28 protein-coding genes are annotated in these 26,564 nt (G+C 68.3%); 10 read left to right on the plus strand and 18 right to left on the minus strand.

The genetic code is table 11. The features are described from left to right. Positions 1 to 14: 14 nt before the first annotated feature. Complete coding sequence (locus tag OYT95_RS06590) at positions 15 to 710, plus strand: metallophosphoesterase family protein (protein WP_268791020.1); 696 nt, start codon at positions 15 to 17, stop codon at positions 708 to 710. Continuing rightward, positions 700 to 1,566 (plus strand): chromosome partitioning protein ParB, encoded by an 867-nt coding sequence (locus OYT95_RS06595; RefSeq protein ID WP_268791021.1) that lies wholly within the window; start codon positions 700 to 702, stop codon positions 1,564 to 1,566. The genes OYT95_RS06590 and OYT95_RS06595 overlap by 11 nt, the downstream gene beginning before the upstream one ends. Here OYT95_RS06595 and OYT95_RS06600 read toward each other — a convergent pair. Next, positions 1,556 to 2,662, minus strand: coding sequence for a winged helix DNA-binding domain-containing protein (locus tag OYT95_RS06600; protein WP_442972548.1), 1,107 nt, complete (start codon positions 2,660 to 2,662; stop codon positions 1,556 to 1,558). The two genes, OYT95_RS06595 and OYT95_RS06600, sit on opposite strands and share 11 nt — an antisense overlap. Before the next feature lie 76 nt (positions 2,663 to 2,738). Between OYT95_RS06600 and OYT95_RS06605 the strand changes: the two genes are divergently transcribed. Further along, a complete protein-coding gene (locus OYT95_RS06605) occupies positions 2,739 to 4,274 on the plus strand; it encodes an MFS transporter (protein ID WP_268791023.1) in 1,536 nt (511 codons plus the stop codon). Here the strand turns inward: OYT95_RS06605 and OYT95_RS06610 are convergent. The 6 genes from OYT95_RS06610 to OYT95_RS06635 form a co-directional block, all read right to left on the minus strand. Further along, positions 4,244 to 5,413 (minus strand): ABC transporter ATP-binding protein, encoded by a 1,170-nt coding sequence (locus OYT95_RS06610; RefSeq protein WP_037244375.1) that lies wholly within the window; start codon positions 5,411 to 5,413, stop codon positions 4,244 to 4,246. The genes OYT95_RS06605 and OYT95_RS06610 overlap by 31 nt on opposite strands. A gap of 4 nt (positions 5,414 to 5,417) precedes the next feature. Next, positions 5,418 to 6,254 (minus strand): carbohydrate ABC transporter permease, encoded by an 837-nt coding sequence (locus OYT95_RS06615; RefSeq protein ID WP_005239292.1) that lies wholly within the window; start codon positions 6,252 to 6,254, stop codon positions 5,418 to 5,420. Positions 6,255 to 6,256: 2 nt separating this feature from the next. Further along, positions 6,257 to 7,204, minus strand: a complete 948-nt coding sequence (locus OYT95_RS06620) for a carbohydrate ABC transporter permease (RefSeq protein ID WP_037244372.1) — start codon at positions 7,202 to 7,204, stop codon at positions 6,257 to 6,259. Beyond that, entirely contained in the window at positions 7,201 to 8,565 is a 1,365-nt protein-coding gene (locus OYT95_RS06625; RefSeq protein ID WP_172650345.1) for an ABC transporter substrate-binding protein, read from the minus strand. Before OYT95_RS06625 ends, OYT95_RS06620 begins: the two co-directional genes overlap by 4 nt. 249 nt (positions 8,566 to 8,814) lie before the next feature. Then, complete coding sequence (locus OYT95_RS06630; protein WP_005239275.1) at positions 8,815 to 9,306, minus strand: general stress protein; 492 nt, start codon at positions 9,304 to 9,306, stop codon at positions 8,815 to 8,817. 67 nt (positions 9,307 to 9,373) lie between these two features. Continuing rightward, a complete protein-coding gene (locus tag OYT95_RS06635) occupies positions 9,374 to 10,336 on the minus strand; it encodes an HpcH/HpaI aldolase/citrate lyase family protein (RefSeq protein WP_268791024.1) in 963 nt (320 codons plus the stop codon). Positions 10,337 to 10,407: 71 nt separating this feature from the next. Here OYT95_RS06635 and OYT95_RS06640 point away from each other — a divergent pair, with 71 nt between their 5' ends. The 5 genes from OYT95_RS06640 (at position 10,408) to OYT95_RS06660 (ending at position 15,813) form a co-directional block, all read left to right on the plus strand. Continuing rightward, on the plus strand, positions 10,408 to 11,679 hold the full coding sequence (locus OYT95_RS06640) for a magnesium transporter MgtE N-terminal domain-containing protein (protein WP_005264648.1): 1,272 nt from the start codon (positions 10,408 to 10,410) through the stop codon (positions 11,677 to 11,679). After that, positions 11,676 to 12,197: a DUF1003 domain-containing protein gene (locus OYT95_RS06645; protein WP_037244369.1), complete on the plus strand. Its 522-nt coding sequence runs from the start codon at positions 11,676 to 11,678 to the stop codon at positions 12,195 to 12,197. Before OYT95_RS06640 ends, OYT95_RS06645 begins: the two co-directional genes overlap by 4 nt. Positions 12,198 to 12,312: 115 nt before the next feature. Continuing rightward, complete coding sequence (locus OYT95_RS06650) at positions 12,313 to 13,482, plus strand: lytic transglycosylase domain-containing protein (protein ID WP_268791025.1); 1,170 nt, start codon at positions 12,313 to 12,315, stop codon at positions 13,480 to 13,482. 292 nt (positions 13,483 to 13,774) lie between these two features. Next, a complete protein-coding gene (locus tag OYT95_RS06655; protein ID WP_268791026.1) occupies positions 13,775 to 14,653 on the plus strand; it encodes a lytic transglycosylase domain-containing protein in 879 nt (292 codons plus the stop codon). A gap of 23 nt (positions 14,654 to 14,676) precedes the next feature. Beyond that, on the plus strand, positions 14,677 to 15,813 hold the full coding sequence (locus tag OYT95_RS06660) for an Mrp/NBP35 family ATP-binding protein (RefSeq protein WP_268791027.1): 1,137 nt from the start codon (positions 14,677 to 14,679) through the stop codon (positions 15,811 to 15,813). 66 nt (positions 15,814 to 15,879) lie between these two features. Here the strand turns inward: OYT95_RS06660 and tatB are convergent, their stop codons facing one another. From tatB to sigE, 4 genes are all read right to left on the minus strand, one after another. Further along, positions 15,880 to 16,305 (minus strand): Sec-independent protein translocase protein TatB, encoded by a 426-nt coding sequence (tatB, locus tag OYT95_RS06665; RefSeq protein ID WP_268791028.1) that lies wholly within the window; start codon positions 16,303 to 16,305, stop codon positions 15,880 to 15,882. 69 nt (positions 16,306 to 16,374) lie between these two features. After that, positions 16,375 to 17,898, minus strand: coding sequence for a S1C family serine protease (locus OYT95_RS06670; RefSeq protein ID WP_328286536.1), 1,524 nt, complete (start codon positions 17,896 to 17,898; stop codon positions 16,375 to 16,377). Positions 17,899 to 17,992: 94 nt separating this feature from the next. After that, on the minus strand, positions 17,993 to 18,355 hold the full coding sequence (locus OYT95_RS06675) for an RNA polymerase subunit sigma-70 (protein WP_268791029.1): 363 nt from the start codon (positions 18,353 to 18,355) through the stop codon (positions 17,993 to 17,995). Positions 18,356 to 18,371: 16 nt separating this feature from the next. Beyond that, positions 18,372 to 19,004, minus strand: a complete 633-nt coding sequence (gene sigE / locus OYT95_RS06680; RefSeq protein ID WP_037244349.1) for an RNA polymerase sigma factor SigE — start codon at positions 19,002 to 19,004, stop codon at positions 18,372 to 18,374. A 283-nt stretch (positions 19,005 to 19,287) separates the two neighbouring features. On the opposite strand from sigE, the gene OYT95_RS06685 reads away from it, so the two are divergent. Continuing rightward, entirely contained in the window at positions 19,288 to 19,926 is a 639-nt protein-coding gene (locus OYT95_RS06685; RefSeq protein ID WP_005239255.1) for an O-methyltransferase, read from the plus strand. Positions 19,927 to 19,951: 25 nt separating this feature from the next. On the opposite strand, the gene glgC is transcribed toward OYT95_RS06685, so the two are convergent. Beyond that, positions 19,952 to 21,166, minus strand: coding sequence for a glucose-1-phosphate adenylyltransferase (glgC, locus tag OYT95_RS06690; protein WP_005239253.1), 1,215 nt, complete (start codon positions 21,164 to 21,166; stop codon positions 19,952 to 19,954). 121 nt (positions 21,167 to 21,287) lie between these two features. Here glgC and glgA point away from each other — a divergent pair, with 121 nt between their 5' ends. After that, positions 21,288 to 22,457: a glycogen synthase gene (glgA, locus tag OYT95_RS06695; RefSeq protein ID WP_037244345.1), complete on the plus strand. Its 1,170-nt coding sequence runs from the start codon at positions 21,288 to 21,290 to the stop codon at positions 22,455 to 22,457. A gap of 9 nt (positions 22,458 to 22,466) precedes the next feature. On the opposite strand, the gene OYT95_RS06700 is transcribed toward glgA, so the two are convergent. The 6 genes from OYT95_RS06700 to folP form a co-directional block, all read right to left on the minus strand. Further along, entirely contained in the window at positions 22,467 to 23,309 is an 843-nt protein-coding gene (locus OYT95_RS06700; protein WP_128639190.1) for a putative RNA methyltransferase, read from the minus strand. Between the two features lie 90 nt (positions 23,310 to 23,399). Then, the gene (locus tag OYT95_RS06705) at positions 23,400 to 23,567 is read right to left on the minus strand and encodes a DUF3117 domain-containing protein (RefSeq protein ID WP_003936084.1); all 168 of its coding nucleotides are present in this window, start codon (positions 23,565 to 23,567) and stop codon (positions 23,400 to 23,402) included. Between the two features lie 150 nt (positions 23,568 to 23,717). Further along, a complete protein-coding gene (locus tag OYT95_RS06710) occupies positions 23,718 to 24,293 on the minus strand; it encodes a DNA-3-methyladenine glycosylase I (RefSeq protein ID WP_128639191.1) in 576 nt (191 codons plus the stop codon). After that, a complete protein-coding gene (locus tag OYT95_RS06715) occupies positions 24,290 to 24,601 on the minus strand; it encodes a DivIVA domain-containing protein (protein WP_128639192.1) in 312 nt (103 codons plus the stop codon). Before OYT95_RS06715 ends, OYT95_RS06710 begins: the two co-directional genes overlap by 4 nt. 52 nt (positions 24,602 to 24,653) lie before the next feature. Next, on the minus strand, positions 24,654 to 25,613 hold the full coding sequence (locus OYT95_RS06720; protein ID WP_011598038.1) for a glucosyl-3-phosphoglycerate synthase: 960 nt from the start codon (positions 25,611 to 25,613) through the stop codon (positions 24,654 to 24,656). Further along, positions 25,610 to 26,509, minus strand: a complete 900-nt coding sequence (gene folP / locus OYT95_RS06725; RefSeq protein WP_037244335.1) for a dihydropteroate synthase — start codon at positions 26,507 to 26,509, stop codon at positions 25,610 to 25,612. Before folP ends, OYT95_RS06720 begins: the two co-directional genes overlap by 4 nt. Between the last annotated feature and the right edge of the window lie 55 nt (positions 26,510 to 26,564).

Here is a 26,564-nt window from a genome sequence, read left to right on the forward strand (position 1 = left end):
GGTAGCGTCGGAGCATGGTCTCGGTACTCGCAGTGTCCGACGAGACGATCGAGTCGCTGTGGAGTTCGCAGGTGCGTGCCATGGACGTCGACCTGATCCTCGGTGCGGGCGATCTCCCGTTCGACTACCTGGAATACCTGATCGACGCGCTCGACGCGCCGTGTGTCTTCGTGCCGGGCAACCACGACGCCGATCTGTCCGGCTACTCCGCGGGACGTGTCGGATGGATGCGGGCGGGTCTGCCCTCGGCGTGGCCGGGACCCTGCGGCGCGGTCAACGCGGACGGTCGGATCGTGCGGATCGCGGGCCTGCGCATCGCGGGCCTGGGTGGGTCGATCCGCTACAACGACGGCCCCAATCAGTGGACCGAGCGGCAGCAGCGGCGGCGGGCGCGCAACCTGGCTCTGACGAGTGCGTGGCACGCACGCCGCTCGGGCGCGTCCGGCATCGATGTGCTGCTCACGCACAGCCCACCGCGCGGAGTGGGCGACCAGGAGGATCCGCCGCACCGGGGTTTCGAATGCTTCGAGACCCTGGCGGGCAGGTTGCAGGCCCGCGTCATGATTCACGGGCACGTCCACCCGTACGGCCGGGCCGCCGAGGACCGCACGCTCGGCGCGACGACGGTGATCAACACCGTGGGATTCACCCTGATGGAGTTGGCCCCGGGCGCCGACCCCACCATCGTCAGGCGCCGGCATGGCACGTGACACCGGGTTCCCCGCCGCCGACGCGGAGAACGATTTCACCCGCCAGCGTCGCCGCGCCGAGTTGTCGCGGCTGGTCAGCTGGCTGCGCCGCGAGCCGGACGACGTCAACGAAATCCTGCCGTTCGACGAGGTGGTCGCTGCCGTCGGACGGGTCGGGGAACGATCGCTCGGACTGCAGGTGATCCCGGTCAACTCCATCGTCGGAAGCGTCGACCGGACCCGCGACTTCGACCGGTTCTTCCGGCCCACGTCCACCCGTGTGCGCGAGCGCTGGCAACGGCTGGCGGCCGCGCAGCGCCGGGGCGAGTCGGTGCCGCCGATCCAGGTGTATCGGATCGGGTCCATGCACTTCGTCAGCGACGGCCACCACCGCGTCTCCATCGCGTACGCGATGCACTGGAGCACGATCGACGCCTACGTCACCGAGATCCAGACCAAGATCTCCCCCGACGGGATCGCGCAGCGCGGCGACCTGGTCATCAAGGACCACCGGCGCCTGTTCCTCACGCGGGTGCCGTTGAGCGGGCCCCAGCGGGCGGCCGTGGTGGTCACCGATCCCTGGGAGTACGCCGAGATCAGCCAGAGTGTCGAGGCATGGGGATTCCGGCTCATGCAGGAGGTGGGCGAATTCCTCAGCCGTGAGACCGTGGCCCGGCGCTGGTTCGGTGAGGAGTTCCTGCCGGTGGTCCGGATGCTGCGGGCCGCGCAGATGCTGCCCGACCACACCGACGCCGAGGCGTACCTGTGGGTGGCACGCGAGCGGTACCGCCTTGTGCGCCAGCATGTCTGGAACGACGAGATCATCGCCGAGCTCAGTCACCTCGCACCGCGCAGGCACAAACCGGCTAGCCCGTGAACCGCACGACACGCTCGGGCGCGTCGGGGTGCGCGAACTTCAGCAGTCGCCTGCCCTCCGCCTCGATCGCGGTGCGGTGCGTTTTCGCGATGTTCGCCAACGGTTCCACGTCGAGTACCGCACGGGACTTCTCGACCACCGTCGTGGTGAACGCCGCGACCCTGCCGTTCACCAGGACAGCCGGTTTGATGATGCCGTTCTGGGTGAAGATTTTCTTCCGCACGTCGTCGTCGAGGAGGCGTCCGCGGTCCGCGTGCGAGAGCAGCACGTTGTCGAACGGAGCGAGGATGCGGACGGGGGCGGGGGTGCCCGGGTCCGGCCGGGGTGCGTCGGGAAGGTCGAAAAGTTCCGGCCCCGAGTCCCCCGCGAACACCCGGAGTTCCGGCCGCAACCGGTCCAGGACCTCACCGAGCCGGGTCAACCCCGACCAGGCCTGGGCATCCCGCGCACTCGCCGGGCCGAACGCGGCGAGGTAGCGCAACAGCATCGTGTCGATGGACGGCGCGGCGGACAGTGGACGGCCCACCCACGACTCCAGCGTCGACAGCGCCGGTTGCCCCGACCTGCCCCAGAGCCCGCGCGGCGGAACCTGGACCATCGGGACCAGTCCCCGCACCCCGTGGGCGAGGGCGGCCCCGTCGCGGCCGGGGAACCGCTCCTCGAGCAGGGGCCGCATCTGCGATTGGGTGCGGGCCTCGTCGCGCACCAGTTCGCGTCCCGCGGCGGCGAGGGCGCCCAGGTCGATCCCGTCGAGGCTCGACCGGTACTGCGTGTTGGTGTGGAGGTCGCGGTCGAGCAGCGGTTGTGTGAGCGGTCGGAACGAAAGTGCGTCCGAGGCGGACAGGGCGAAGACCGTCCCGCGCATCGCGACGATCCGCACCACCGCGCGGTTCTCGATGAGATCCGACAGCGACTCGGCGCGGAATCGTGTCAACCGCGCCCACAGTGCGAAGTACGGCGGGGCGGGCGCCTGGGCCTGCAGTCCGCAGAGGTGCTCGATCATGTCGAGAGCGGACGTGTCCGAACGGCTCAGCAGCGATTGCCGGGCCAGTGTCGCCCGGCCCAGCGCTCGATTCGACATGCGTTCAGACCCCACCGTGAACCCCTTTGTTAGTTAGCCCCAGTACCGTGTTTCATTACGCTCGTTCACCGACCCCCACAGGAGGACCCCCATGGCCGCCGGATCGACAACCGCAGCCAGGGCTCTCCTGCCCGTCATGTGCTTCGTCGTGATGATTGTCGCCGTTCTGCAGACGTTGGTGGTGCCGATCGTCGGGACCATCGGTGCGCAACTCGACGTCGGCCCCACCGCCGTCGGCTGGCTCCTCACCGCGAACCTCCTCGCGGCCGCCACCGCGACACCCGTCCTCGGCCGCCTCGCCGATCTCCGCGGCAAACGACCCGTCCTGCTCGGGGTGCTCGTGGTCGTGCTGCTCGGCTCCCTGATCGGTGCGCTGTCGACATCCGTGGGGGTGCTGATCTTCGCCCGCGTGCTCCAGGGCGTGTCGTTCGCGCTGTTCCCCATCGGCATCGCGGTCCTGCGTGATGAGCTTCCCGCCGAGGAGCTGACCGGGGCGATGGGGATCTTCTCCGGCACCCTCGGATTCGGCGGATGTTTCGGCATCGTCCTCACCGGTGTGCTGGTCTCCGGTGGCGCCGACTTCCACCGCATCTTCTGGCTGTCGTCGGCGATCACCGCCGCCGGACTCGTCCTCGCCTGGATCGCCATCCCCCGCCGCCCGCGCGCCGGAACGGGTTCCATCGACTGGGTCGGTGCGGCCGGTCTCGCCGCCGGCCTGGTCCTGGTCCTGCTGCCGCTCGCCGAGGGCGGCACCTGGGGCTGGACGTCTCCCGTCACCATCGTCAGCGGCATCGCCGGAGTCGTGGTCCTGATCGGCTGGTTCCTCTACGAACGCCGGATCACCGACCCGCTCGTCGCGCCCCGGCTGCTGACCAACCCACCCGTCCTGGTCACCCACCTGTCCGCGCTCGTGGTCGGCATGTCGATGTTCGTGATGTTCCTGGGCAGCTCGTACTTCGTCCAGACACCGCGCGCGGTGGCCGGATACGGCTTCGGGGCCACCGTCCTCGAGGCCAGCACCGTGTACCTGCTGCCGGGCGCGATCAGCGGCGTCCTCGCGTCGATCCTGAGCGGAAAACTGATCCACCGCTTCGGTTCCCGTGCCGTCCTCATCGCCGCGAGCGTCGTCGGCGTCAGCGGTTTCGTCGTGTTCGTCTTCGCCCACGACCGCACGTGGGAGGTGATCGCGGCCATCCTGCTGGTCAACACGTACATCAGCCTCGCCTACGCGTCGCTGCCGTCGCTGCTCGTGGCCGAGGTCCGGCAGGACGAGACCGGCGTCGCGAACAGCATCAACTCCATCGCCCGGTCCGTGGGCAGTTCGTTCGCCAGTGCGCTGCTCGCCACCCTGCTCGCCGGCATCACGATCGACGGAACGGACGTCCCGACCGAATCGGCGTACGTGATCGCGTTCGCCGTCGGCGCGACCGCGGCCGCCCTCGCCGGGCTGCTGCCGTTCTTCGGGATCACGCGCACCACCCGCACCCCGTCCGACGAGGAGGAGGACGAGGTCCACGCGACCGCCCTCGCGGCCGAGTGGGGCACGGTCGGTGGCCTCGGCGGAGCGAACACCAGTGGTTCGGGTGAGCGCTCCGATCAGAGGGTGAGGTTGGCTCCCGAGTCCTGATCGAACAGGGCGATCTTCGCCCGGTCGAACCACAGTTCCACCGGCCTGCCGTGCGCCGCGGACGATTCGGTCGACAACCGGGCGACCAGCTGCCCGCCGCCCGCGACCGCGGTCCCCGAGTCGGCGGCGAGCTCCTCGAGTTCCCGGGAAGTCACCTGCGGTCCCTCGGCCGTGAAATAGGCGTACTTGTCCGAACCCATCGACTCGAGCACCTCGACGTTGGCCGTGAACGTGGCACCGGCCGCCCTCTGCCCCTCGTCGACGAGCCCCACGTCCTCGAAGTGCTCGGGACGGATCCCGACGACGACGTCCTTCGCCGTGTTCGACGACCCGATCCTGTCGCGCGTCTCCGGGGGCAGCATGAACTCGCCGAGCGGCGTCGACACCCCGTCGGCGGTCAGCTGCCCCGGGAAGAAGTTCATCGACGGCGAGCCGATGAAACCCGCGACGAACAGGTTGTTCGGGTGGTCGTACAGATCCTGCGGCGCCCCGATCTGCTGGACCACGCCGCCCCGCAGCACCACCACCCGATCGCCGAGGGTCATCGCCTCGGTCTGGTCGTGCGTGACGTACACCGTGGTGGTGCCGAGCCGCTGTTGCAGCCGGGCGATCTCGGTGCGCATCTGGACACGGAGTTTGGCGTCGAGGTTCGACAGCGGCTCGTCCATCAGGAACGCCTTGGGGCTGCGGACGATCGCCCGGCCCATCGCGACCCGCTGCCGCTGTCCGCCCGACAGATTGGCCGGTTTGCGATCGAGGTGCTGGGTGAGGTCGAGGATCTTGGCGGCGTTGTCCACCTTCGCCGCGATGTCCGACTTCGACATCTTCGCCAGGGTGAGCGGGAATGCGATGTTCTGCCGCACCGTCATGTGCGGGTACAGCGCGTACGACTGGAACACCATCGCGATGTCGCGGTCCTTCGGCGCCTTCTCGTTGACCCGCTCCCCCGCGATGCGCAGTTCACCCGAGGAGATGTCCTCCAGCCCGGCGATCATGTTGAGAGTGGTCGACTTCCCGCAACCGGACGGTCCGACCAGAATGATGAACTCGCCGTCGGCGATCGTGATGTCGACGTCGCTCACCGCCTTGGCGCCGTCCGGGTACAGCTTCGTCACCTTGTCGAGCACGATTTCGGCCACAGAATTATCCCTTCACTGCGCCGGAGGTCAGACCGGCCACGATGCGTCGTTGGAAGAACAGCACGAAGATGATGATCGGGATCGTGATCACCATTGCGGCCGCGGCGATCGAGCCCGTCGGCTCCTCGAACTGGGAGGCGCCGGTGAAGTTCGCGATCGCGGCAGGCGCGGTGATGGACCGTTCCGTCGACGTCAGCGAGATCGCGAACAACAGGTCGTTCCAGCAGAAGATGAAGACCAGGATCGCGGCGGTGACGATGCCCGGCGCCGCCAGCGGGGCCACGACCTTCCGGAACGCCTGAGCCGGTGTGGCACCGTCCATCTTGGCCGCCTTCTCGAGCTCCCAGGGGATCTCCTTGAAGAAGGCGGACAATGTGTAGATGGCCAGCGGGAGCGCGAACGTGATGTACGGGAGGATCAGACCCGCCCAGGTGTCGAACAGCCCGAGTCTGCGCTCGATGTCGAACAGCGGGCTCACGAGGGAGATCTGGGGGAACATGGCGATCAGCAGAGCCACACCGACCAGCAGCTTCTTGCCCGGGAAATCCAGCCGGGCAATGGCGTAGGCGGCCATGGTGCCGATGACGACGGCGATCACCGTGGAGATGAGCCCGATGCCGATCGAGTTGATCAGCGCACTGGTGAACGCGTTGGTCTGGAAGATCCCGCGGTAGTTGTCGAGTGTCCACTTCTGCGGAATGAACTTGCCGTCCTTGATCGTTCCCGCGGGTTTGAACGACAGGCTGGCGATCCACAGCACCGGGACCAGTGCGTAGAGCAGGACGAGCAGATTGACCACGGACCAGCTGATCTTGCGGCGAGGTGTGTCGACGACGGCCATGGCTATCGGTTTCCTTCCGTGTCGGACCCGGGAGCCGAGGCGCCGAACAGCTTGATGAACACGAACGCGAGCAGTGCGACGCAGAGGAAGATCAGGACGCTGATCGCCGAGCCGATTCCGAGGTTGAACGCCTTGAACAGGTTGTCGTAGCCGAGGATCGACAGCGATCCGGTGTCATTGGCGCCCTTGGTGAGGACGTAGATGTTGTCGAAGATCCGGAACGCGTCGAGGGTGCGGAACAGCAGCGCCACGAGGATCGCGGGTTTCATCAGCGGCAGGATGATCCGCACCAGCCGCGTCCACGCCCCGGCGCCGTCGACCTGCGCGGCCTTGAGGAGGTCGTCGGGGACGAGGGCCAGTCCGGCGAGCAGCAGCAGCGCCATGAACGGCGTCGTCTTCCACACCTCGGCGAGCACGATGATCGCCAGCGACGGAATCTGCTGCGTCAGCGGGGCGCTGCCGTCGGGCAGCAGGTTGGCGAGATACCCGGTGCCCGGGGTCCACGCGTAGTACCAGCTGTACGCGGCGGCCACGGTGACGATGCCGTACGGGATCAGCACCACCGTCCGCACGATGCCCTTCCCGACCAGCGTCCGGTGCATCACGAGCGCCAGGATCAGGCCCAGGACGAACTCGATGACCACCGACACGACCGTGATGCCCACCGTCACCGCGAAGGCCTGCCACCAGTACGCGTCCGACAACACCGACACGTAGTTCGCGAGGCCCACGAATTTGCGGTCGTCGGGGAAGCGGAGGTCGTAACGCTGCAGGCTCAGCCACACCGCGTAGACGACGGGGTAGGCCGTGACCGCGACCATGAGGATCGCGGCGGGAGCCACCAACCACAAACCCAGTCGGCGTTCGGCCTTCTTCCCCTCCGAGATCTGCTTCTTCGACGCGACTTTCGGCTCTTCGGCGCGGTCCGCCTGCACGGTTTCGCTCGTCACGGGATCAGCCCTTCCGAGTTGACCGCCTTGCGTACCTGTTCGGCGAGTTCGTCGACGGTGCGCGGCGGGTCGATGTCACCGACCGGATTCAGCGTGTCGGTGATCAGGGTCGAAATGCTCTGGTACGCCGGTGACACCGGGCGGACGGAGGCCGTCTCGAGACTCTCCCGCACCTCACGCCACGCGGGGTACGCCTCCTGGAACGCCGGGTCGTCGTACAGGCTCGCCAACGTCGGCGGCACACCACCGTTGACAGCGTTGTTGCGCTGGTTCTCCTCGTTCCGCAGGCACGACACCGCCTCGAACGCCAGGTCCGGGTGCTGACTGGTCTTCGCGACCGCGATGTTGAACCCGCCGATCGTCACCTCGGCCGGTCGCCCGGGGATCACCGACGGGTACGGCGCCGGGAGGAAGTTCTGCTGACCGTCGACGGTGAGCACCGTGTTGCCCGTGTCCACGGACGTCGGGTTGCCCTTCTCGTCGATGAACGGCAGGTCCCCCTTCTCCGCGTTCTCGATCATGCCCGGCAGCACGAACGGCCAATTGACCTCGAACGCAGCCTTTCCGCTCTCCATCCCCAGCCGGGACGACGCCTCGTCGCCCTGGGAAACCGACGGGTCGGCACCCTCCGCGGTGGCCACCCGCTTCATGACCTCGAGCGCCTTCAGCGCGGCGTCGCCGTCGGCAACCGTCACCGTGGTCCCGTCCTCGGCGACGACGGACCCGCCCGCGCTCGCGAGCAGGGTGTTGAACCACACCATCAGGCCCTCGTACTGCTTGCCCTGCACCCCGATCCAACTGGGCCGGCCCTCCGCCGCGAGGCCCTCCGCGATGTCGATCATCTGATCCCACGTCTGCGGCGGCTGCCCGTCCGGCATGAGGTCCTTGCGGTACCAGAGCAACTGGGTGTTGGTGTTCAGCGGCGCGGCGTACAACTGGTCCTGCCACTTCGCGGATTCGAGGGGGCCTTCGAGCGTGCCCTCGCTGACCTCCGCCGCGATGCCGGGTGGAAGCGGCACCGCCCAGCCGGCCTCGGCGAACTCGGCGGTCCACACCACGTCGAGTGTCATGATGTCGAGCGACGTGTCGTTTCCGGTGAGGCGGCGGGCCAGCTGGAGCCGCTGATCGTCCGCGCCCTTCGGCAGCGTGCGTTGCTCCACGGTGTACCGGCCGCCGGCCGCGGCCGTGCAGTTTGCCGCGGCCTCCGCATATTGTTCGGCGCCGTCGGCAGCCGTGTAGAAGCTGAGGACGATGCCCTCTTCGGACGACCCGCACGCAGCCAGCAGAGGAACGGTGAGGACGGTGGCCGCACCGATCAGTCCCCACTTCAGCGAGCGTCCGGGCTTGGTGCGATGCAGCACAGCCGCCTCCTCGAGCGGCCCTCACGGATCCAGTCGCGGTACGGCTGGGCACGCGGGCCCGCACATTTGTTCCTGCCGGAACGCGCACTCCACCGACAGGTCACGGTTTCGGCGAGGGCCGGGGCCCACGCATTGCGCCGTAAACCTATCCGACATCGTCGGCGAACTGGGTGAAATCGCCGCGAACGTCGCGAATAGGACGTAATCCGTGACCCGACCGCAACCCGCAGGTCGAGGCGAGCGCGCCGATCAGAGCGCCAGTTTGGCCAGCATGTCCCGGGCCTTCTCCGCCGACTTCGGCTCGCACAGCACGTCGTACCGTCCGGCGACCAGTTGCATCGTCGACGCGAAGTCCCGGGTCCCCCGCGTCGCCGCGTACGGGATCGTCGTGGAGATCAGCCCGAAAATGATGCCGCCGACGATGCCGACGACGAGCGGCGCCAGGAAACCGCCCGTGACGATGCCCAGCAGCAAACCGAAGAACACGCCGAGCCAGGCACCCGAAACAATGCCCCCGCCAATCACTTTCGCCCATGTGAGGCGGCCCAGCACCCGCTCGACCTGCATGAGGTTGACACCCACGATGGTGACGTCCTCCACCGAGAATTCCTGATCGGAGAGGTAGTCGACGGCGCGCTGCGCCTCCGCGTAGGTGGGATACGAACCGATGGGCCAGCCCGTGGGGGGTTCCGGCAGAGCCCCACGCCGCGCCCCGTTGGACTGTCCGAGTGGATTCGTCATCGTCAGCTGGTCTCCTCGTGTGGTTCTCTCAGGATCGGTCCTGTGAGAACCATTCTGCCTGCTGAGGCTATTTCTCGTCAGGTCGGACGAACTCGGTGGTCCGTTTCATACCCGCGGCGCGCCCCTTGGCGGAGATCACGAGCGCCATCTTGCGACTCGCCTCGTCGATCATCTCGTCGCCGAGCATGACGGCACCGCGCCCGCCGCCTGCCGCGGAGGTGTGGAACTCGTAGGCGTCCAGGATCAGTTCGGCCCGGTCGTAATCGTCCTGACGGGGGCTGAACACGTCGTTCGCCGCCTCGATCTGGGTGGGATGCAGAACCCACTTGCCGTCGAAGCCCAGCGCGGCCGTGCGCTGCGCCGACCGACGGAACGCCTCCACGTCGCGGATCTGCAGGTAGGGGCCGTCGATGGCCTGCACCCCGTGCGCGCGGGCGGCCATCAGGATGGTCATCAGAATGTGGTGGTAGGCGTCGCCGCGGTCGTAGCCGTCCGGCTGCTCCCCGACGACCAGCGTGCGCATGTTGATGCTCGCCATGAAGTCGGCGGGCCCGAACACCAGGGTCTGCACGCGAGGGCTGGCCGTCGCGATGGCATCGATGTTGGTGAGCCCGATCGCATTCTCGATCTGCGGCTCGATGCCGATCCGGCCGACCTCGAGCCCGTTGGCCTTCTCCATCTGGGTCAGCAGCAGGTCGAGGGCCTGAACATGGCTGGCGTCCGGCACTTTCGGCAGCAGGATCGCGTCGAGATGGGCGCCCGCGCGTCCGACGACCTCGACGACGTCGGCGTACGTCCACTCGGTGGTCCAGTCGTTGACCCGCACCACCTTGATCTGGTCGCCCCACCCGTCCTCGGCGAGCACCTCGGCGATGGTGCCGCGCGCTTCCTGCTTGGCGAGCGGCGCCACCGCGTCCTCGAGGTCGAGGAAGATCTCGTCCGCGGGCAGCCCCTTCGCCTTGTCGATCATCTTGCGGCTGCTGCCCGGAACGGCGAGCACCGATCGCCGTGGCCTGTAGACGGAACTCATGACGGACGATCCTCCACTTTCGCAGGTGTTCGATTCCCTGTATTTCTGTACAAGGATCTAGCCTGGCAATCATGGCAGCTGCGAACAAGGTTTTTGCAGCCAGGCTGGCCGGCCTGGTGGTGCTCGGCCCCGACGGGGAGTCGATCGGCCGCGTCCGGGACGTCGTGATCACCGCGCGCGTCGGCCGGCAGCAGCCGCGCGTCCTCGGACTGGTCATCGAATTGTTCACGCGCAAACGCATCTTCGTCCCGATGCTCCGCGTCACCGCCATCGAACCGAGCTCGGTGACACTCACCACCGGCAACGTCAGTCTGCGCCGATTCCAGCAGCGGCCCGGCGAGGTACTCGCCCTCGCCCAGGTGGCGGATTCCCACGTGCGCGTGGACGACCCGGAACTCGAGGAACTGCGGGACGCCGACATCATCGTCGTCGATCTGGGCATCGAGCAGACCCGCACCCGGGACTGGGTGGTGTCGAAGGTCGCGGTGCGCGGGCACCGGGGCCGCCTCGGTCGCCGCGCCGCCATGCACGTCGTCGAGTGGCAGCACGTCCAGGGCCTCACGCAGACCGACCTGGCGATGCCCGGCCAGGGCGTCTCGGCACTGCTCACCCAGTTCGAGGGCATGCGCGCGGCCGATGTCGCGAACGCGATGCGGCTCCTGCCGGAGAAACGCCGCCACGAACTCGCCCTCGCACTCGACGACGAACGCCTCGCCGACGTCGTCCAGGAACTACCCTCCGACGACCAGACGGACCTGCTCATGCACCTCGAGGTCGAGCGCGCCGCGGACGTCCTCGAGGCCATGGATCCCGACGACGCCGCCGACCTCCTCGGCGAGCTTCCCGAGACCGAGGCCGAATCGCTGCTGCAGCTGATGGACCCGCAGGACTCCGAGCCGGTCCGCCGGCTGCTCGAGCACTCGCCCGACACCGCGGGTGGTCTGATGACTCCGGAGCCGGTGGTCCTCACCGCGTCGACGACGGTCGCCGAAGCGCTGGCCCGTGCCCGGATCTCGGACGTCACCCCCGCTCTCGCGAGCATGGTGTTCGTCGTCCGCCCACCCACCGCGACGCCGACGGGCCGTTACCTCGGCTGCGTGCACCTGCAGAAGTTACTGCGAGAGCCGCCCGCAAGCCTGGTCGGCGGACTGCTCGACACCGACATGCCGCGGCTGGCACCCGAGGATTCCCTGACGTCGGTGACCCGCTACTTCGCGACGTACAACCTGGTGTGCGGGCCGGTGGTCGACGACGAGGACCATCTGATCGGGGCAGTCACCGTCGACGATGTCCTGGACCATCTCCTCCCCGAGGACTGGCGTGAAGAGGAGATCGACGGATGAGCGAGAAGTCAGCCAGCGCAGCCGCCCGGAGCCTGTCCGACCGGCAGCGCCTCGACACCCCGCGGGGTACCCGCCGCTTCCGGGTCACCTACGACGTGGAGGCCGTCGGGCGGGCCAGCGAGAACTTCGCCCGGTTCCTCGGCACGGGCCGCTACCTGATGATTCAGACGGTGATCGTGATCGTCTGGATCCTCATCAACGTCTTCGCCGTCCGATTGCAGTGGGACCCGTACCCGTTCATCCTGCTCAACCTGGCGTTCTCCACCCAGGCCGCGTATGCGGCGCCGCTCATCCTGCTGGCGCAGAACCGCCAGGAGAACCGCGACCGCGTCTCCCTCGAAGAGGACCGCTCGCGCGCGGAGCAGACGAAGGCGGACACCGAGTTCCTCGCCCGGGAACTGGCGGCTCTGCGCATCGCGATCGGTGAGGTCGCCACCCGCGACTACCTGCGGCGCGAGCTCGACGAGATCAAGTCGCTGCTGGGCGACGAGGAAGACACCCGTACCCGGCGCAAATGAGAGTCGGCGAATCCCCGCAAACTCCGGCAGGGTCGATCACGTATATGTAACGTCACTCACATCTTCTCGGATGTATGCGGTGTGCGAAACGAAGAGCACCGCAGGGGGTGATCGAGTGCGGATACGTGGACTGTTGACGGTGACTGCCCTGGCAGTGGGCGCAGTTGCCACCCTCGGGTCCTCGACCGGCGGTTCTGCTGTCAGCGGCGCATCCGTCGGCACCAGTGCCGTCTCGTCCACCGGCGGGGCGACGACGCTCGGAGCAGCCTCGATCACGCCGGGAACCACGCCCCAGGCCGCGTACTTCCCGCCGTCGGGAATCGTGGCACCCACACCCCGGATCGCGCGGTCCCAGAGGGCTGCTCCCCCGGCGCCCGCGCCCGCGCCGTTGCCCACGGTGACAAATCCCACATCTCCGACGTCGCCGTCCGGCACCGGGCTCATCGCCGCACCGGTGATCCTGAGCGCTCTGGGCATCCCGGAGATCGTGCTCAACGCGTACCGGTCCGCGGAACTCGAAATGATGGCGGAGTCCCCGAAATGCGGTCTGCCGTGGCATCTGCTGGCCGGTATCGGCCGCATCGAATCGGGTCACGCCGGCGGCGGCCGGACCGACTCGGTCGGCACCACGATCACCCCGATTCTGGGCCCCGTTCTCGACGGCCGGCTGGCGGGCAACGAGGTCATCCGGGACACCGACCGCGGCGCCACGGACGGCGACCCCGGGCACGATCGCGCCGTCGGACCGATGCAGTTCATTCCGTCCACGTGGGCCAAGTACGCCTCCGACGGCAACGCGGACGGCGTGGCCGATCCCAACAACGTGTTCGATGCGACGCTGGCGGCCGCCCGGTACCTCTGCTCGGGCGGTCTCGACCTCCGCGATCCGCTCCAGGAGACCCGCGCGGTCCTGCGGTACAACAACTCTGCTGCGTATGCGGCCAACGTCATCACCTGGTCGAACGCCTACAGGAACGGTGGAACGCCGACGCCGAGCCAGTTGTCGGAGTCGGCCTCGCCCTCCCCCGGACGTCTCGCCGACGCCGCCGCGGCCGAAGCGGACCTCCCACACGATCTCGCGACCACCCCACAGCCATCCACGGACGGTGCGGCCACTCCCACGACGCCCGCTCCGGCCCCGCCGATTCCCGGACTCCCGCCGCTGCCGCAACTGCCCTGTCTGATCTTCTGCCCGCCCGCCGACCCCGGGGCACCGGCATCCGCCACACCCGCCCCGGCCGAACCTGTCCCGGGCGCCCCTCCGGCCGACGCCGTTCCCCGGTAATCACCCCCTCTTCCGCCGCGCGCTCTGCTTGCAGGGCGCGCGGCGGCGCGTTCCGGCGCCTGGGCCCCTGACTGAGCGACCGGCCCATCCGTCCGACACCCGCGGCACGTCCACGTCCTGGCGTGACCTTGCCGTGTTGGTTACCGTCGCTCACGTGCCTTCGGAGTAACGGAACCGTGCGATGCAAGTCCGTTTGATCACGGTTGGATAACGGAAACATATCGAATCAGGTAGCCTCGATCCGGTCAGTTGAACGGAACACCCCAAGACGGGGGTCGCAGGAGGCAATCGAGTGGGTCGGCACAACAAGAAGACGGATTCCCATATCCGCCGCAATTCGGTCATCGCGCTTACCGGACTCGTCCCCATCGGACTGATCACCGCAGCCAACACCGCCGGCGCCGCACCCAAGGTCCCTTTCCTTTCCACGAGCTCCTCGTCGGAGGTCGCCGACGTCGCCCAGGAGGCGACCGACACCGCACCCGAGGCCGCGGAAGCGGTCACCCCCGTGGCCGAGACCGCCGCCGAAGCCGCACCCGCGGCCGAAGCGGCGCCCGCTGCGCCGGCACTCGCACCCGTCCAGGCCACCCCGCCCCTCCCGGCGAGCATCGCCCAGGGCGCGCTCGGCATCCCGTCCATCAGCGTCGCGGCCTACCAGAACGCGGAACGCATGCTCGCCGTCGAACAGCCGGGTTGCGGCATGTACTGGACGCTCATCGCCGGAATCGGCCGCGTCGAGTCCACTCACGCCTACGACGGCAAGGCGGACGACAAGGGCAACATGCTCAAGCCCGTCCTCGGCCCCGTCCTCGACGGCACCCTCGGCGGCAACGCGGTGATCCGCGACACCGACGGTGGCAAGCTGGACGGCGACGCCAACTACGACCGCGCCGTCGGACCCACCCAGTTCCTCCCCGAGACGTGGAATCGTTACGCGGGCGACGGCAACGGCGACGGCGTCGCCGATCCGCAGAACCTCTTCGACTCCGCGCTGACCACCGGAAAATACCTGTGCGACGGCGGATTGAACGTCAAGGATCCGATTCAGGCCGCCAAGGCCGTGCACCGCTACAACAACTCCGCCGCCTACGTGGCCAACGTGCTCGCCTGGTCCGCCGGCTACTCCAGCGGAGTCATCCCGGCGGCCGCGGACCTGCCGCGCATCCACTGAGCGCGCATCCTTACCATTGAGTCATGCCAGTCCTGAGCGAGTCCGCTGTACGTAGCGCCCTGGCGCGCGTCCAGGATCCCGAGATCCGGAAACCGATCACCGAACTCGGGATGGTCAAGAGCGTCGACATCGCGTCCGACGACAGCGTCGACATCGCGATCTACCTGACCACCGCAGGTTGCCCGATGCGGACCGAGATCAGCGACCGTGTCACCAAGGCCGTGGCGGACGTTCCCGGTGTCGGTGCGATCCGCGTCGAACTCGACGTGATGAGCGACGAGCAGCGCACCGAACTCCGCAAGTCACTGCGCGGAGACTCGGCCGAGCCCGTCATCCCGTTCGCCCAGCCGGGTTCCCTGACCCGCGTCTACGCGGTCGCGTCCGGAAAGGGCGGCGTCGGCAAGTCCAGTGTCACCGTCAACCTGGCCGCCGCACTCGCCGCCCGCGGACTGTCGGTGGGTGTTCTCGACGCCGACATCTACGGACACTCCGTTCCCCGCATGCTCGGCACCGACGCCAAGCCCACGCAGGTGGAACGCATGATCATGCCGCCCGTGGCACACGACGTGAAGATGATCTCCATCGCCCAGTTCACCCAGGGCAACACCCCGGTCGTGTGGCGTGGCCCGATGCTGCACCGCGCGCTGCAGCAGTTCCTCGCCGACGTCTTCTGGGGCGACCTGGACGTTCTGCTGCTCGATCTGCCGCCCGGCACCGGCGACGTCGCCATCTCCGTCGCACAGCTGATCCCCGGTGCGGAGATCCTCGTCGTCACCACCCCGCAGCAGGCGGCCGCCGAGGTGGCCGAGCGCGCAGGCGCCATCGCGCTGCAGACCCGTCAGCGCATCGTCGGAGTCGTCGAGAACATGTCCTGGATGGACATGCCTGACGGCACCCGGATGGACATCTTCGGGTCCGGCGGCGGGCAGGCCGTCGCCGACCGTCTCACCAAAGCTGTGGGCGCGAAGGTTCCGCTGCTGGGACAGATCCCGCTCGAGCAGGCCGTCCGTGAAGGCGGCGACGAAGGCGTTCCCATCGTCCTCGGCCACCCGGACTCGCCGGCCGCGACGGCACTCCGCGACATCGCGGACAAACTCGCCGTCCGCAAGCGGGGACTCGCCGGAATGTCGCTGGGGATCGACACCACCCGCCACCTCTAGGCGCTCCGCGCCCGTGCGCCTTTCTGGTTGCTGGAGCAACCGGAAAGGCGCACGAGCCCGGAGGGCCTATGTTGCGTCGAGGTCGATCGGGGGGCGCTCGCCGTTCGCGAGCGGCTTGTTCTGCGGCGGAGCGGGCGTCGACGGATCGGCGCTGACGGCCTTCGTCCCCGACTTGTCGAACGACACCGGACTCGGCTTGTCGAAGTTGCCGGTGAGAATCGAATCGTCACCGTCGAGCAGGTGTTTGGTGATGACCGCGCGCGGTGTCATGCCGCGCAGCTGATTGAGGTCCGACAGCGGCTTGCGCAGATCCTCGAACTCCGGACCGAGCTCGTCCTTGAGCTGCTGGCTGGCGCCGCTCGCATACTCACGGACCTGCCTCAGTGATTTCGTTACCCAGCTGACCGCACCCGGAAGCCGCTCGGGTCCCAAGATGACCAGAGCCGCGACGAGGAGGACCATGAACTCGCCCCAACCAATGTTGCCGAACACGTGGTCAGCCTACTGTGCGGTGAGGGCGTGTGCCCAGGTGACGGAGCGATCTCACAGCAACCTCTCGAGTCAATCGGAGGCCGGGGTCACGTCGACATCGACGAGCCGGCCCTCGCGGATCAGCTGAACCCGGACGGGTTCGCCGATCTTCTGCAGGTTGACGGCGACGACCAGTTCGTCGGCGCTGGTGACCGTGCGGTCGCCGACCTTGACGATCACATCGTTCTCGACGATCCCGGCCCGCGCGGCCGGGCTGTCCGAACGGACATTGGCCACCTGGGCGCCGCTGGTGTCGTCGTTGACGACGGTGCGGGCGTTGACGCCGATGTCCGGGTGGTGCATCCGGCCGTCCCGGATGAGGGTCTGAGCGACCGTCGTGACGTCGTCGATGGGAATCGCGAAGCCGAGACCCACCGAGCCACCGGACTCGCTGAGCATGGCGGTGTTGATGCCGATCACCCGGCCGGTGTCGTCGACGAGCGCGCCGCCCGAGTTGCCGTGGTTGATGGCGGCATCGGTCTGGACGGCGTCGATGACGGCGTTCGTGTCGGAGCCCTCGCCGGACAGTCGCATCGGACGGTGCAAGGCGCTGACGATTCCGCGGGTGACGGTCTTGCTGAGCCCGAGGGGCGATCCGACGGCGACGACGTCCTCGCCGACCTGTACGTCCCCGGACTTGCCGAGTTCCGCGACCGTCAGGTTGTCGGCGGCAACCTTGAGTACGGCCAGGTCGGTCTTGATGTCGCGACCGACGATCTGGGCCTCGGCCTTGGTCCCGTCGGAGAAGATGACCTGGATCTTGCCGCCGTCGGGTGCGGTGGCCGCGGCGGAGATGACGTGGTTGTTGGTGACGATGTAGCCGGCGCCGTCGATGACGACACCGGAACCGGTACTGCCCTGGTCGCCGACCGCCACCTGGATGGACACGACGGCGGGCAGCACGGCATCCGCGACCTGCGCGACGGGCGACTGGCCGAGGTCTTCCTCGCCGCCGCCCTGGACGAGGGTGACGCTCTGGCTCGTGAGCGAGCTGCGATCGGCGGTGATCACGGCGGCGAGAAGGCCGCCGACCAGACCGATCGCGAGGGCGATTCCGCCGAGCGCGACGAGCGCCTTCGGCGCCACCTTGCCGCCGAACAGGACCTCGCGGGCGCTGAGCGCCGGGGCGGGCGGGCGGGAATGTTCTTCGACGTGCAACGCCGGCGAGCCGAGCTCGACGCCGGCGTCGGGATCACGCCAGGGGTCGGCGGGCGGTGCCGCGCCCGCCGTGGTCGCGGGCTTCTCGTGGGGATCACGCTGAATGGTGTCGACCTCGCCGTCGGGCCGGCCGAACGCCTCCGCCAGCACGGGGTCGGGGGCACCGACCTTCACCGAGGGTTCACTCTCACGCCGGGCGTCCGACGGGGCGAAAGAACCGGTGACGCCACCGGGCCGGCCGAACGCGCGGCTGGACGCTGCGTCGATCTTCGGCCGGTAGACGGGCCTCGGATCGAGTCGTGGGGCGTCCGCCGGGCGCAGCGTGCCCGACTCGTCCGCCACGGGACCGTCGGGTGCCGTCGTGTCGGAACCCGGAGTCTTGTAATCCGCCGTCACGCTGTCGTGTCCCCCTCGTGTGCGTCAGTCACGCGCCCCAGTATCACCGATGCCCCGCTGAGCACGGACACCGCCGTCGTCGGTCCGGATGCGCTCAACGGCGCCGGCGCCGGGACCAGATCCGGCTCGTGATCGAGTACGCGCTCGTGAGCGGTGAATCCGGGGTGTGGGAGTCGAACGGGGACTTGTCGGCGGGATCGCCCTGGTTGCAACTGGGGATCTGGCTCAGCAGACCGAGGAGGCCGGACGGCATGGCGACGTCGCCGCTGCGGCGGAGGGCACGCCGGGCCTGCTGCTGCGAGTCCACCTCGAATGCGCACTCGGGACAGATCGACAGGTGGTGGGCGGCGCGCAGATAAGCGGACATGCGGAGTTCACCATCGACGAAGGCGGCGATCGCCTCACTCGCCAGGTGTTCGGTGGAGCCAAACTGGCGAGGTACACGCCCCTGCGTCATTCGTCCCTCCTGGTAACTACCCGACGCCGATCTGATCGGAGTCAACCTTTCCGTTCACAGCCAGATGCTCACGCAGAGCCTGCCTGCCGCGGTGAATGCGGCTACGCACGGTTCCGAGCTTCACACCCAGTGTGGCACCGATCTCCTCGTAGGACAGTCCTTCGATGTCACACAGCACGACCGCGGCGCGAAACTCCGGGGCCAACGAGTCGAGCGCTGCCTGCAGATCCGCGTCCAGGCGGGCGTCGTGATAGATCTCCTCGGGGTTCGGCCCGTCGGCCGGGACCCGATCGTAGTCCTCCGGAAGCGCCTCCATGCGGATGCGGTTGCGACGGCGGACCATGTCGAGGAAGAGGTTGGTGGTGATGCGGTGCAGCCAGCCCTCGAACGTGCCGGGCTGGTAATCGGACAGGGAACGGAACACGCGGATGAACGTGTCCTGAGTGAGGTCCTCGGCGTCCTGCGCGTCGCCCGACAGCCGGTACGCCAGTCGGTAGACTCGGTCGCCGTGCTCGCGGACGAGTTCGTCCCAGGACGGCATGGCGGACTTCTCGCCTGTGGCATCGAACACAGCGGTGCCCGTCAGCTCGGCGTCCGACAGCTGCTCGTCGGTGTTTCTCTCGTCTGGAGCCATCGTGTTGTTGCTCATCGAGTTAAGTGGATCCTCCTACTCAGGACCGCAGATCACTGGACGTGGTATAGGCGTCAACTCCCGAGGGCCGGGATTTGTTCCCGGATTCTCGGACTTTCCTCCGTCGTCGTGATCTCCCCGCCGGGCGGTCTTCGGATCTGGCGTTGGACATACTCTTTCCCACCGCGATATGTGTGCGGTGTGAGCAAGCTGAGGTATTCCTGAGAATCGCGGCCGGGCAGGTCGCGGCATTGTTGTCGAGCGCGCCTCGCAGCGGCGATGACGAGACCCCGATAGCCTCATGTGCGTGCAGACAAACGCCGAACGGATACTCACCCACGCAGAAGGGGCTGTCCGTGAAGACGAGGCCCTCGGTGCGGCCAGGGAGCGGGCGGACGACCTCGGTGCCGGACCGGTACCTCCCGCGGTCGGTGCTGCTCTAGCCCTGTTTGCCCGCATGCTGGACGCCAAGACGGTCGTCGAGGTCGGCACCGGCGCGGGTGTGAGCAGTTTGTGGCTGCTCCGGGGCATGCGCGAGGACGGCGTCCTCACCACCATCGACAGTGAACCCGAGCACCAGCGGGCCGCCAAGCTGTCGTTCCGGACCAATGACATCGCACCCGCCCGGACCCGGCTGATCAACGGCCGTGCGCTCGACGTCCTGCCGCGGCTCGCCGACGGGGCGTACGACCTGGTGTTCGTCGACAGCGCACCGGTCGATCACCCGCACTACGTCCGCGAAGGGGTTCGCCTGCTGCGTCCGGGCGGCGCCATCGTGCTGCACAATGCCCTGCACGGCGGCCGGGTCGTCGACCCGAGCCAGCGTGACGCGGCGACCGTCGCCGTCCGCGAGGCCGCGAAGGCGCTCGCCGAGGACGACCAGCTGATCCGCGTGTTCCTGCCGATCGGCGACGGCCTGCTCTGCGCATCCAAACTATGAGAGCCCCGTCTCCGGGGCCCTCCCGCTAGATCCAGACGCCCTTGCCGATGGCGACGACGCCGCCGTTGCTGACGGCGAACCGTTGCTTGTCACGCTCGAGGTCGACTCCGATGATCTCGCCGTCGCCGACGACCACGTTCTTGTCGAGGATCGCGCGGCGCACGACGGCGCCCTTGCCGATGCGCACACCCGGCATGAGGACACTGCCCTCCACCGTCGCGCCGCTGTCGACCATCACGTTGGAGCTGAGCACCGAGTTGCGCACCGTGGCCGCCGACAGGATGCACCCGGCCCCGACCACCGACTCCTGCGCGAGGCCGCCCTGCACGAACTTGGCCGGCGCCAGGTTCTCCGTCTCACCGCGGATCGGCCAGCGGCGGTTGTAGAGGTTGAAGATGGGGTGGACCGACACGAGATCCATGTGTGCGTCGTAGAACGCGTCGAGCGTTCCCACGTCGCGCCAGTAGCCGCGGTCGCGGTCGGTGGCGCCGGGAACGATGTTGTCCTTGAAGTCGTACACGGACGCCTCGCCCGCCTCGACGAGCGCGGGGATGATGTCGCCGCCCATGTCGTGGTCGGAGTCGGAGTTCTCCGAGTCGGCCCGGATGGCGTCGACCAGCACCTTGGTGGTGAACACGTAGTTACCCATCGACGCGAACGTCATGTTGGGGTCGTCCGGGGTTCCCGGCGGATGCGCCGGCTTCTCGAGGAACTGGACGATGCGCCCCGACTCGTCGCTGTCGATACAGCCGAACGCGAACGCCTCGCTGCGCGGCACCCGGATCCCGGCCACCGTCACCCCGGCACCCGACTCGATGTGATGCTGCACCATCTGTTCCGGGTCCATCCGGTACACGTGGTCGGCACCGAACACGACGATGTACTCGGGATCCTCGTCGTAGACGAGGTTCAGCGACTGCAGGATCGCGTCCGCACTACCGGTGTACCAGCGCGGGCCCAGACGTTGCTGCGCGGGAACGGGAGTGATGTATTCACCCGCGAACCCGGACAGTCGCCACGTCTGAGAGATGTGGCGGTCCAACGAGTGCGACTTGTACTGCGTCAGAACACACAGGCGGAGGTATCCCGCATTGACCAAATTGCTGAGCACGAAATCGATCAGCCGGTAGGCGCCTCCGAAAGGCACAGCGGGCTTCGCCCGATCCGCGGTGAGCGGATAGAGACGTTTGCCCTCGCCGCCGGCGAGCACGATTCCAAGCACATGTGGCTGGCTCCTCACCCTGTCAACCTATCGGGCGGCCACTCCCCCCGCCAGCGAAGCGCCGAGTCACCGTTTCTCCGATACCTGAATGTGTCCGAGAGCGGTGGCCCGAAGCCGTCCGGACGGTTACGTTAGGCCGGTGCGGGTGGCGATGATGACCAAGGAATACCCACCGGAGATCTATGGCGGTGCGGGTGTACACGTCACCGAACTGGTTGCTCAGTTGAAGCAGCTGTGTGAGGTGGACGTGCACTGTATGGGCGCTCCGCGCGTCGGAGCGGTCGTGCACACCCCCGACCCCGCGTTGGCCGGGGCCAATCCGGCACTCGCGACGCTGTCCGCCGAATTGCGCATGGCGGACGCCGCGACCGGCGCCGACGTCGTGCACTCCCACACCTGGTACACCGGCCTGGCGGGCCATCTGGCGTCCGCGTTGTACGACGTGCCCCACATCCTCACAGCCCACTCCCTCGAGCCGCGGAGGCCGTGGAAGGCGGAGCAGCTGGGCGGCGGCTACCGCATCTCCTCGTGGTCCGAGCGCAACGCCGTCGAGCACGCCGACGCGGTGATCGCAGTGAGCGCCGGGATGCGACTCGACGTCCTCGACGCGTATCCGTTCGTCGACCCGCACCGGGTCCACGTGGTGCGCAACGGGATCGACACGTCGGTCTGGCACGCGGGCCCCGCAGGTCCGAGGGACTCCGCCCTCGCGAAGATCGGCGTCGATCCGGACCAGCCGATGGTCGCGTTCGTCGGCCGTATCACCCGGCAGAAAGGCGTCGGTCATCTGATCGCCGCAGCACACCACTTCGCGCCCGAGATCCAGTTGGTGCTGTGCGCGGGAGCCCCCGACACCCCGGAGATCGCCGCCGAGACCGAGCAGGCCGTGGCCGCGCTCGCGGCGCACCGGGGCAACGTGTTCTGGGTGCGGGAAATGCTCCCCACCGACCAGGTGCGGGAGATCCTGTCGGCCGCAACCGTCTTCGTGTGCCCGTCCGTGTACGAGCCGCTGGGGATCGTGAACCTCGAGGCCATGGCCTGCGAGACCGCGGTCGTGGCGTCCGACGTCGGCGGTATCCCCGAGGTGGTGGAGGACGGGGTGACCGGCCGTCTGGTGCACTACAACTCGTACGAGCCCGAGGCGTTCGAACAGGCGCTGGCCGAGGCGGTCAACGCAATCGCCGCCGACGTCGGCACAGCCCAGGCGATGGGCAAGGCCGGACGGGCGCGGGCGATCGCCGAGTTCTCCTGGGCGGCCATCGCGCAGCAGACCCTCGACGTCTACCAGGACGCGCTGTCCCGGCGCTGACCGAGGAGCTCAGAGCCGGGCGTAGGTGGACACCGTCACCGACGCCGTCACCGGATACTCCTGCGGCAGCGCCGCGATCGAGGACGCGAGCCGGTCGGGGGTGACGTGCCGCGCGGACGGCCCCATCCCGACGAGCCGGGCCACGTCGAGGTGCGACAACGACATCGGGTACTCCACCGCCACGTGGCCGGTGCGCTCGAACCGCCCGGACATCGCCGCCCCGAGCCGTTCGACCTTCCGGTCGTCCACCCGGACCATGCCGAGCAGGTCCACGAGCTCCCCCAGGTGCCGCTCCGTGGGGGTGAGGACCACCAGGGAGCCGCGCTCGGCGAGCACCCGGTGCGCCTCGTCGGCGTTGCGCGGCGCGAACACGCACAGGACGTGGCTGAGCACGTGGTCCCGCACCGGAAGGTGTTGCCACACGTCGGCAACCACCGCTCCGGCGCGGGGGTGTGCCTTGGCGATGCGCCGGGCCGCGTACTTGGACACGTCGAGGCCGATCCCCCGGCCCGTCGGGACGGCGTCGAGCACGCGCGCCAGGTAGTGGCCTGTGCCCGCGCCGATCTCGAGGATCCGGGGATCGTCGCCGGGCCCGGTGACCGCCACCACCGCATCGGCGACGGCGTCCATCAGCGGGTCGAAGCTGCCGCCGCCGAGGAAGTCCGCACGTGCGGCGATCATTTCGGGGCTGTCGCCGTCGAACTTGCCACCGGCCCCGGTCATCAGACTCACGTAACCCTGCCGCGCCACATCGAAGGTGTGGCCCTGGTCGCACAGGATCGCGCCTTCGTCGAGTTCCACGCGGGACCGGCACTGCGGGCACGCCAGCAGGTCGGTCACATCGGCCAGCACGAACGTTCGCCTCCCGGTTCCGGACACGGAACAGGCCCCGCACCGAGAACGGCGACGGGGCCTGCCCTGTGAGGTTCTCTCCGCACTCGACTAACTGGTGACGCCCTTGAGCTCTTCACCGAGTGCGGCAGCTTCCTCCGGGGTGAGCTCGACAACCAGACGTCCACCACCCTCGAGCGGAACCCGCATGACGATTCCTCGTCCCTCTTTGGTTGCTTCGAGGGGACCGTCCCCGGTCCGGGGCTTCATGGCCGCCATCCTCTGCTCCCTCCAGATCTGCGCTGCCTGCTTGCGCCTCGACAAATTTTGGCACCCCGCCAACACTCGGCGAGGCTTGTGACATCCATTCTTCCCTATGGACACGAGTACCGGGAACCTGAGTCACAAATAGGCAGGTCCACCGGCAGTTCAGGCAGTGATCGGGACCCAGCAGGCGGTCACGTGGTCGTCCACCATCCCAGTGGCCTGCATGAGTGCATAAGCAGTGGTCGGGCCCACAAACTTGAACCCTCGGCGCTTCAATTCCTTCGCCATCGCGGTGGACTCCGGTGTGACGGCCGGGACGTCGTTCACGGTGGCCAGGCGGCTCGGGCGCGGCGGCGGGGCGAACGACCACAGCAGGGTGTCCAGGTCGGTGTCCGACAACTCGAGGAGGGCCCGCGCATTGCTCACCGACGCCTCGATCTTGGCCCGGTTCCGCACGATCGACGAGTCCTCGAGCAGGCGCGCCACGTCCCGTTCCGTGTACCGCGCCACCGCCTCCGGATCGAACCCGGCAAACGCGGCCCGGAAGGCCTCCCGCTTGCGGAGAATCGTGATCCACGACAGTCCCGACTGGAACGCTTCGAGGCACAGCCGTTCGTACAACTCGTCACGGCCGTGCAACGGACGACCCCATTCGAGGTCGTGGTAGTCCCGGTACAGCCGGGACCCGTCCGTGTCGACCGCCCACGCGCACCGCACGCGGTCCTCGACGGCCGTCACGAGGCGTCACCCGGGCGCTCGGACGCGGCTTCGAACGCCGCCAACTGCTCACGCAGCGAATCGATTTCACGTCCCAGCCGGGACAGCGCCCAGTCGACCTCGCTGGCCTTGTAACCCCGCAGCGTCTGCTGGAAGCGCAACGCCTCCACGTCGGCGCCCGTCACACCTTCGGCGGGCAGGGCCGTGAGTGTGGTGCCGGGCGGCAGGGGCGCGAGTTCCTCGGAACGGCCGAACACCGCACTGGCGGCGAGGAACAGCATCGCGCCGACGAACGCCATGACGAGCAGATAGAGCAGGGCTGTCACCATGCCCCGATCCTGTCACGGACGTCCGACAGCAACCTCCCTCAGGGGCGCGCGGTCAGGGGCACACCGTGTTCATCGGCGGGCGATCGGCCAGCGCGACGTCCGTCGTCGTCGGAACGAAGGAGTCGCCGTCCACCAGGAACTGGGTCAGACCCGCCCCGGAATCCGGCACCCCGCAGCGCCGCATCATCGTGCCGATGATCTGCCTGCTCATCACCCCGAGTTCGGACAGCGGGCGGTTGCGGTGCTTGCGCACCCCCAGATTGACCTGGCCGATCGCACCGAGTCCGAGACGGTCGTACGTGTCGAGCAGCAGCCCGATCTCGACGCCGTAGCCGGGCGCGAACGGAACCGCCGACAGCAACTCCCGGGTGCCCGCGTACTCGCCGCCCAGCGGCTGCAGCACGCACGTCAGCTCCGGCCGGAGCGAGGCCAGCATGGGGCGCGCCACGAGTTCGGTCACCCGGCCACCCCCGTTGGCGTCCTCCGTGCCGCTGAGGCGGAGGGGACGGCGGTAGTAGCCCTTCACGAGATGGATGCCGTCGGCCGTCAACAGCGGTCCCAGCAGCTTCGGGACGAAGGCCGGATCCGGGTTGATGAGATCCGAGTCGACGAAGGCGATGAGGTCACCGGTGCTCGCGGCGACGGAACGCCACAGCACCTCGCCCTTGCCCGCCACCGGCGGGAACGCCGGCACCGCCTCCTCCCGGCTGATGACGGTGGCGCCCGCGGCGCGTGCGCGTTCCGCCGTCAGGTCCGTCGATCCGGAATCGAGGACGATCAACTCGTCCACCAGGCCACCGAGCAGGGGGTGGATCGTGTCCACCACCGCGGCGACGGTCTCCTCCTCGTTGAGCGCGGGCAGGACCACCGACACGGTGCGCCCGGCCTTCGCCCGTTCGAGTTCGGCGATGCTCCACGACGGCTGGTCCCAGCTGTTCGCCTCGGCCCAGCTGCGCGGGGTTCGCTCCTCCGCCACCATCGTGCGGGCCGCCCGGGCCCCCACGGCACTCATGCCAGCCCCCGCACGGTGCGGGACGGTGCGCGCCGGCCTTGAATCGCGGCCACCATGTCCACCACTCGACGCGTGGGGGCAACTTCGTGGACACGGAAGACACGGGCGCCTCCTGCGGCGGCCATCGCTGTCGCTGCCAATGTTCCCTCCAACCGCTCGACGAGATCTACCCCTAGAGTCTCCCCGACGAAGTCCTTGTTGCTCAGCGCCATGAGCACTGGCCATCCGGTATTTACAAGATCTTCCACTCGCCGCAACAACTCGAGCCCGTGATAGGTGTTTTTCCCGAAATCGTGGGTCGGATCGATGAGGATCGAGTCGGCGGGCACACCCAGCCGGGCCGCGTTCTCGGCGGCCGACACGACTTCCGCGAGGACGTCCGCGACGACGTCGGTGTAGCGGACACGGAACGGCCGGGTCCGCGGGACCGCTCCCCCGGTGTGGGAACAGACGATGCCGGCGCCCGTCTCCGCGGCCACCTCGACGAGCGCAGGGTCGGCGCCTGCCCACGTGTCGTTGATGAGATCGGCGCCCTCGGCGACGGCCAGCCGGGCCACGTCGCTGCGCCAGGTGTCGACGCTGATGAGCAATTCCGGATAGCGCTCGCGGATCGCGGCCACGAACGGCACCACCCGCCGGGTTTCTTCCGCCGAGTCGACGACGTCACCCGGTCCGGCCTTCACACCCCCGATGTCGACGAGGTCGGCCCCCTCGTCCACAGCCCGCTCGACCGCCGACATGGCAGCGGAGTCGGTGAACGTGGCACCGCGGTCGTAGAACGAATCGGGTGTCCGGTTCACGATGGCCATCACGAGCGCTCGATCGACCGCCACGGGGCGCCCGCACAGCGTGGGCGACGGGTGGTCGGGCGCGGGCGGTACGTCTGTCTCGGCCATGTCACCAATATTGGCACGCAGCACTATCGAAACCACCCGTGAGTACTTGTTAACC

Origin of the sequence: Rhodococcus sp. JS3073, assembly GCF_026810085.1 — a bacterium.
GTDB classification, from domain to species: domain Bacteria; phylum Actinomycetota; class Actinomycetes; order Mycobacteriales; family Mycobacteriaceae; genus Rhodococcus_F; species Rhodococcus_F wratislaviensis.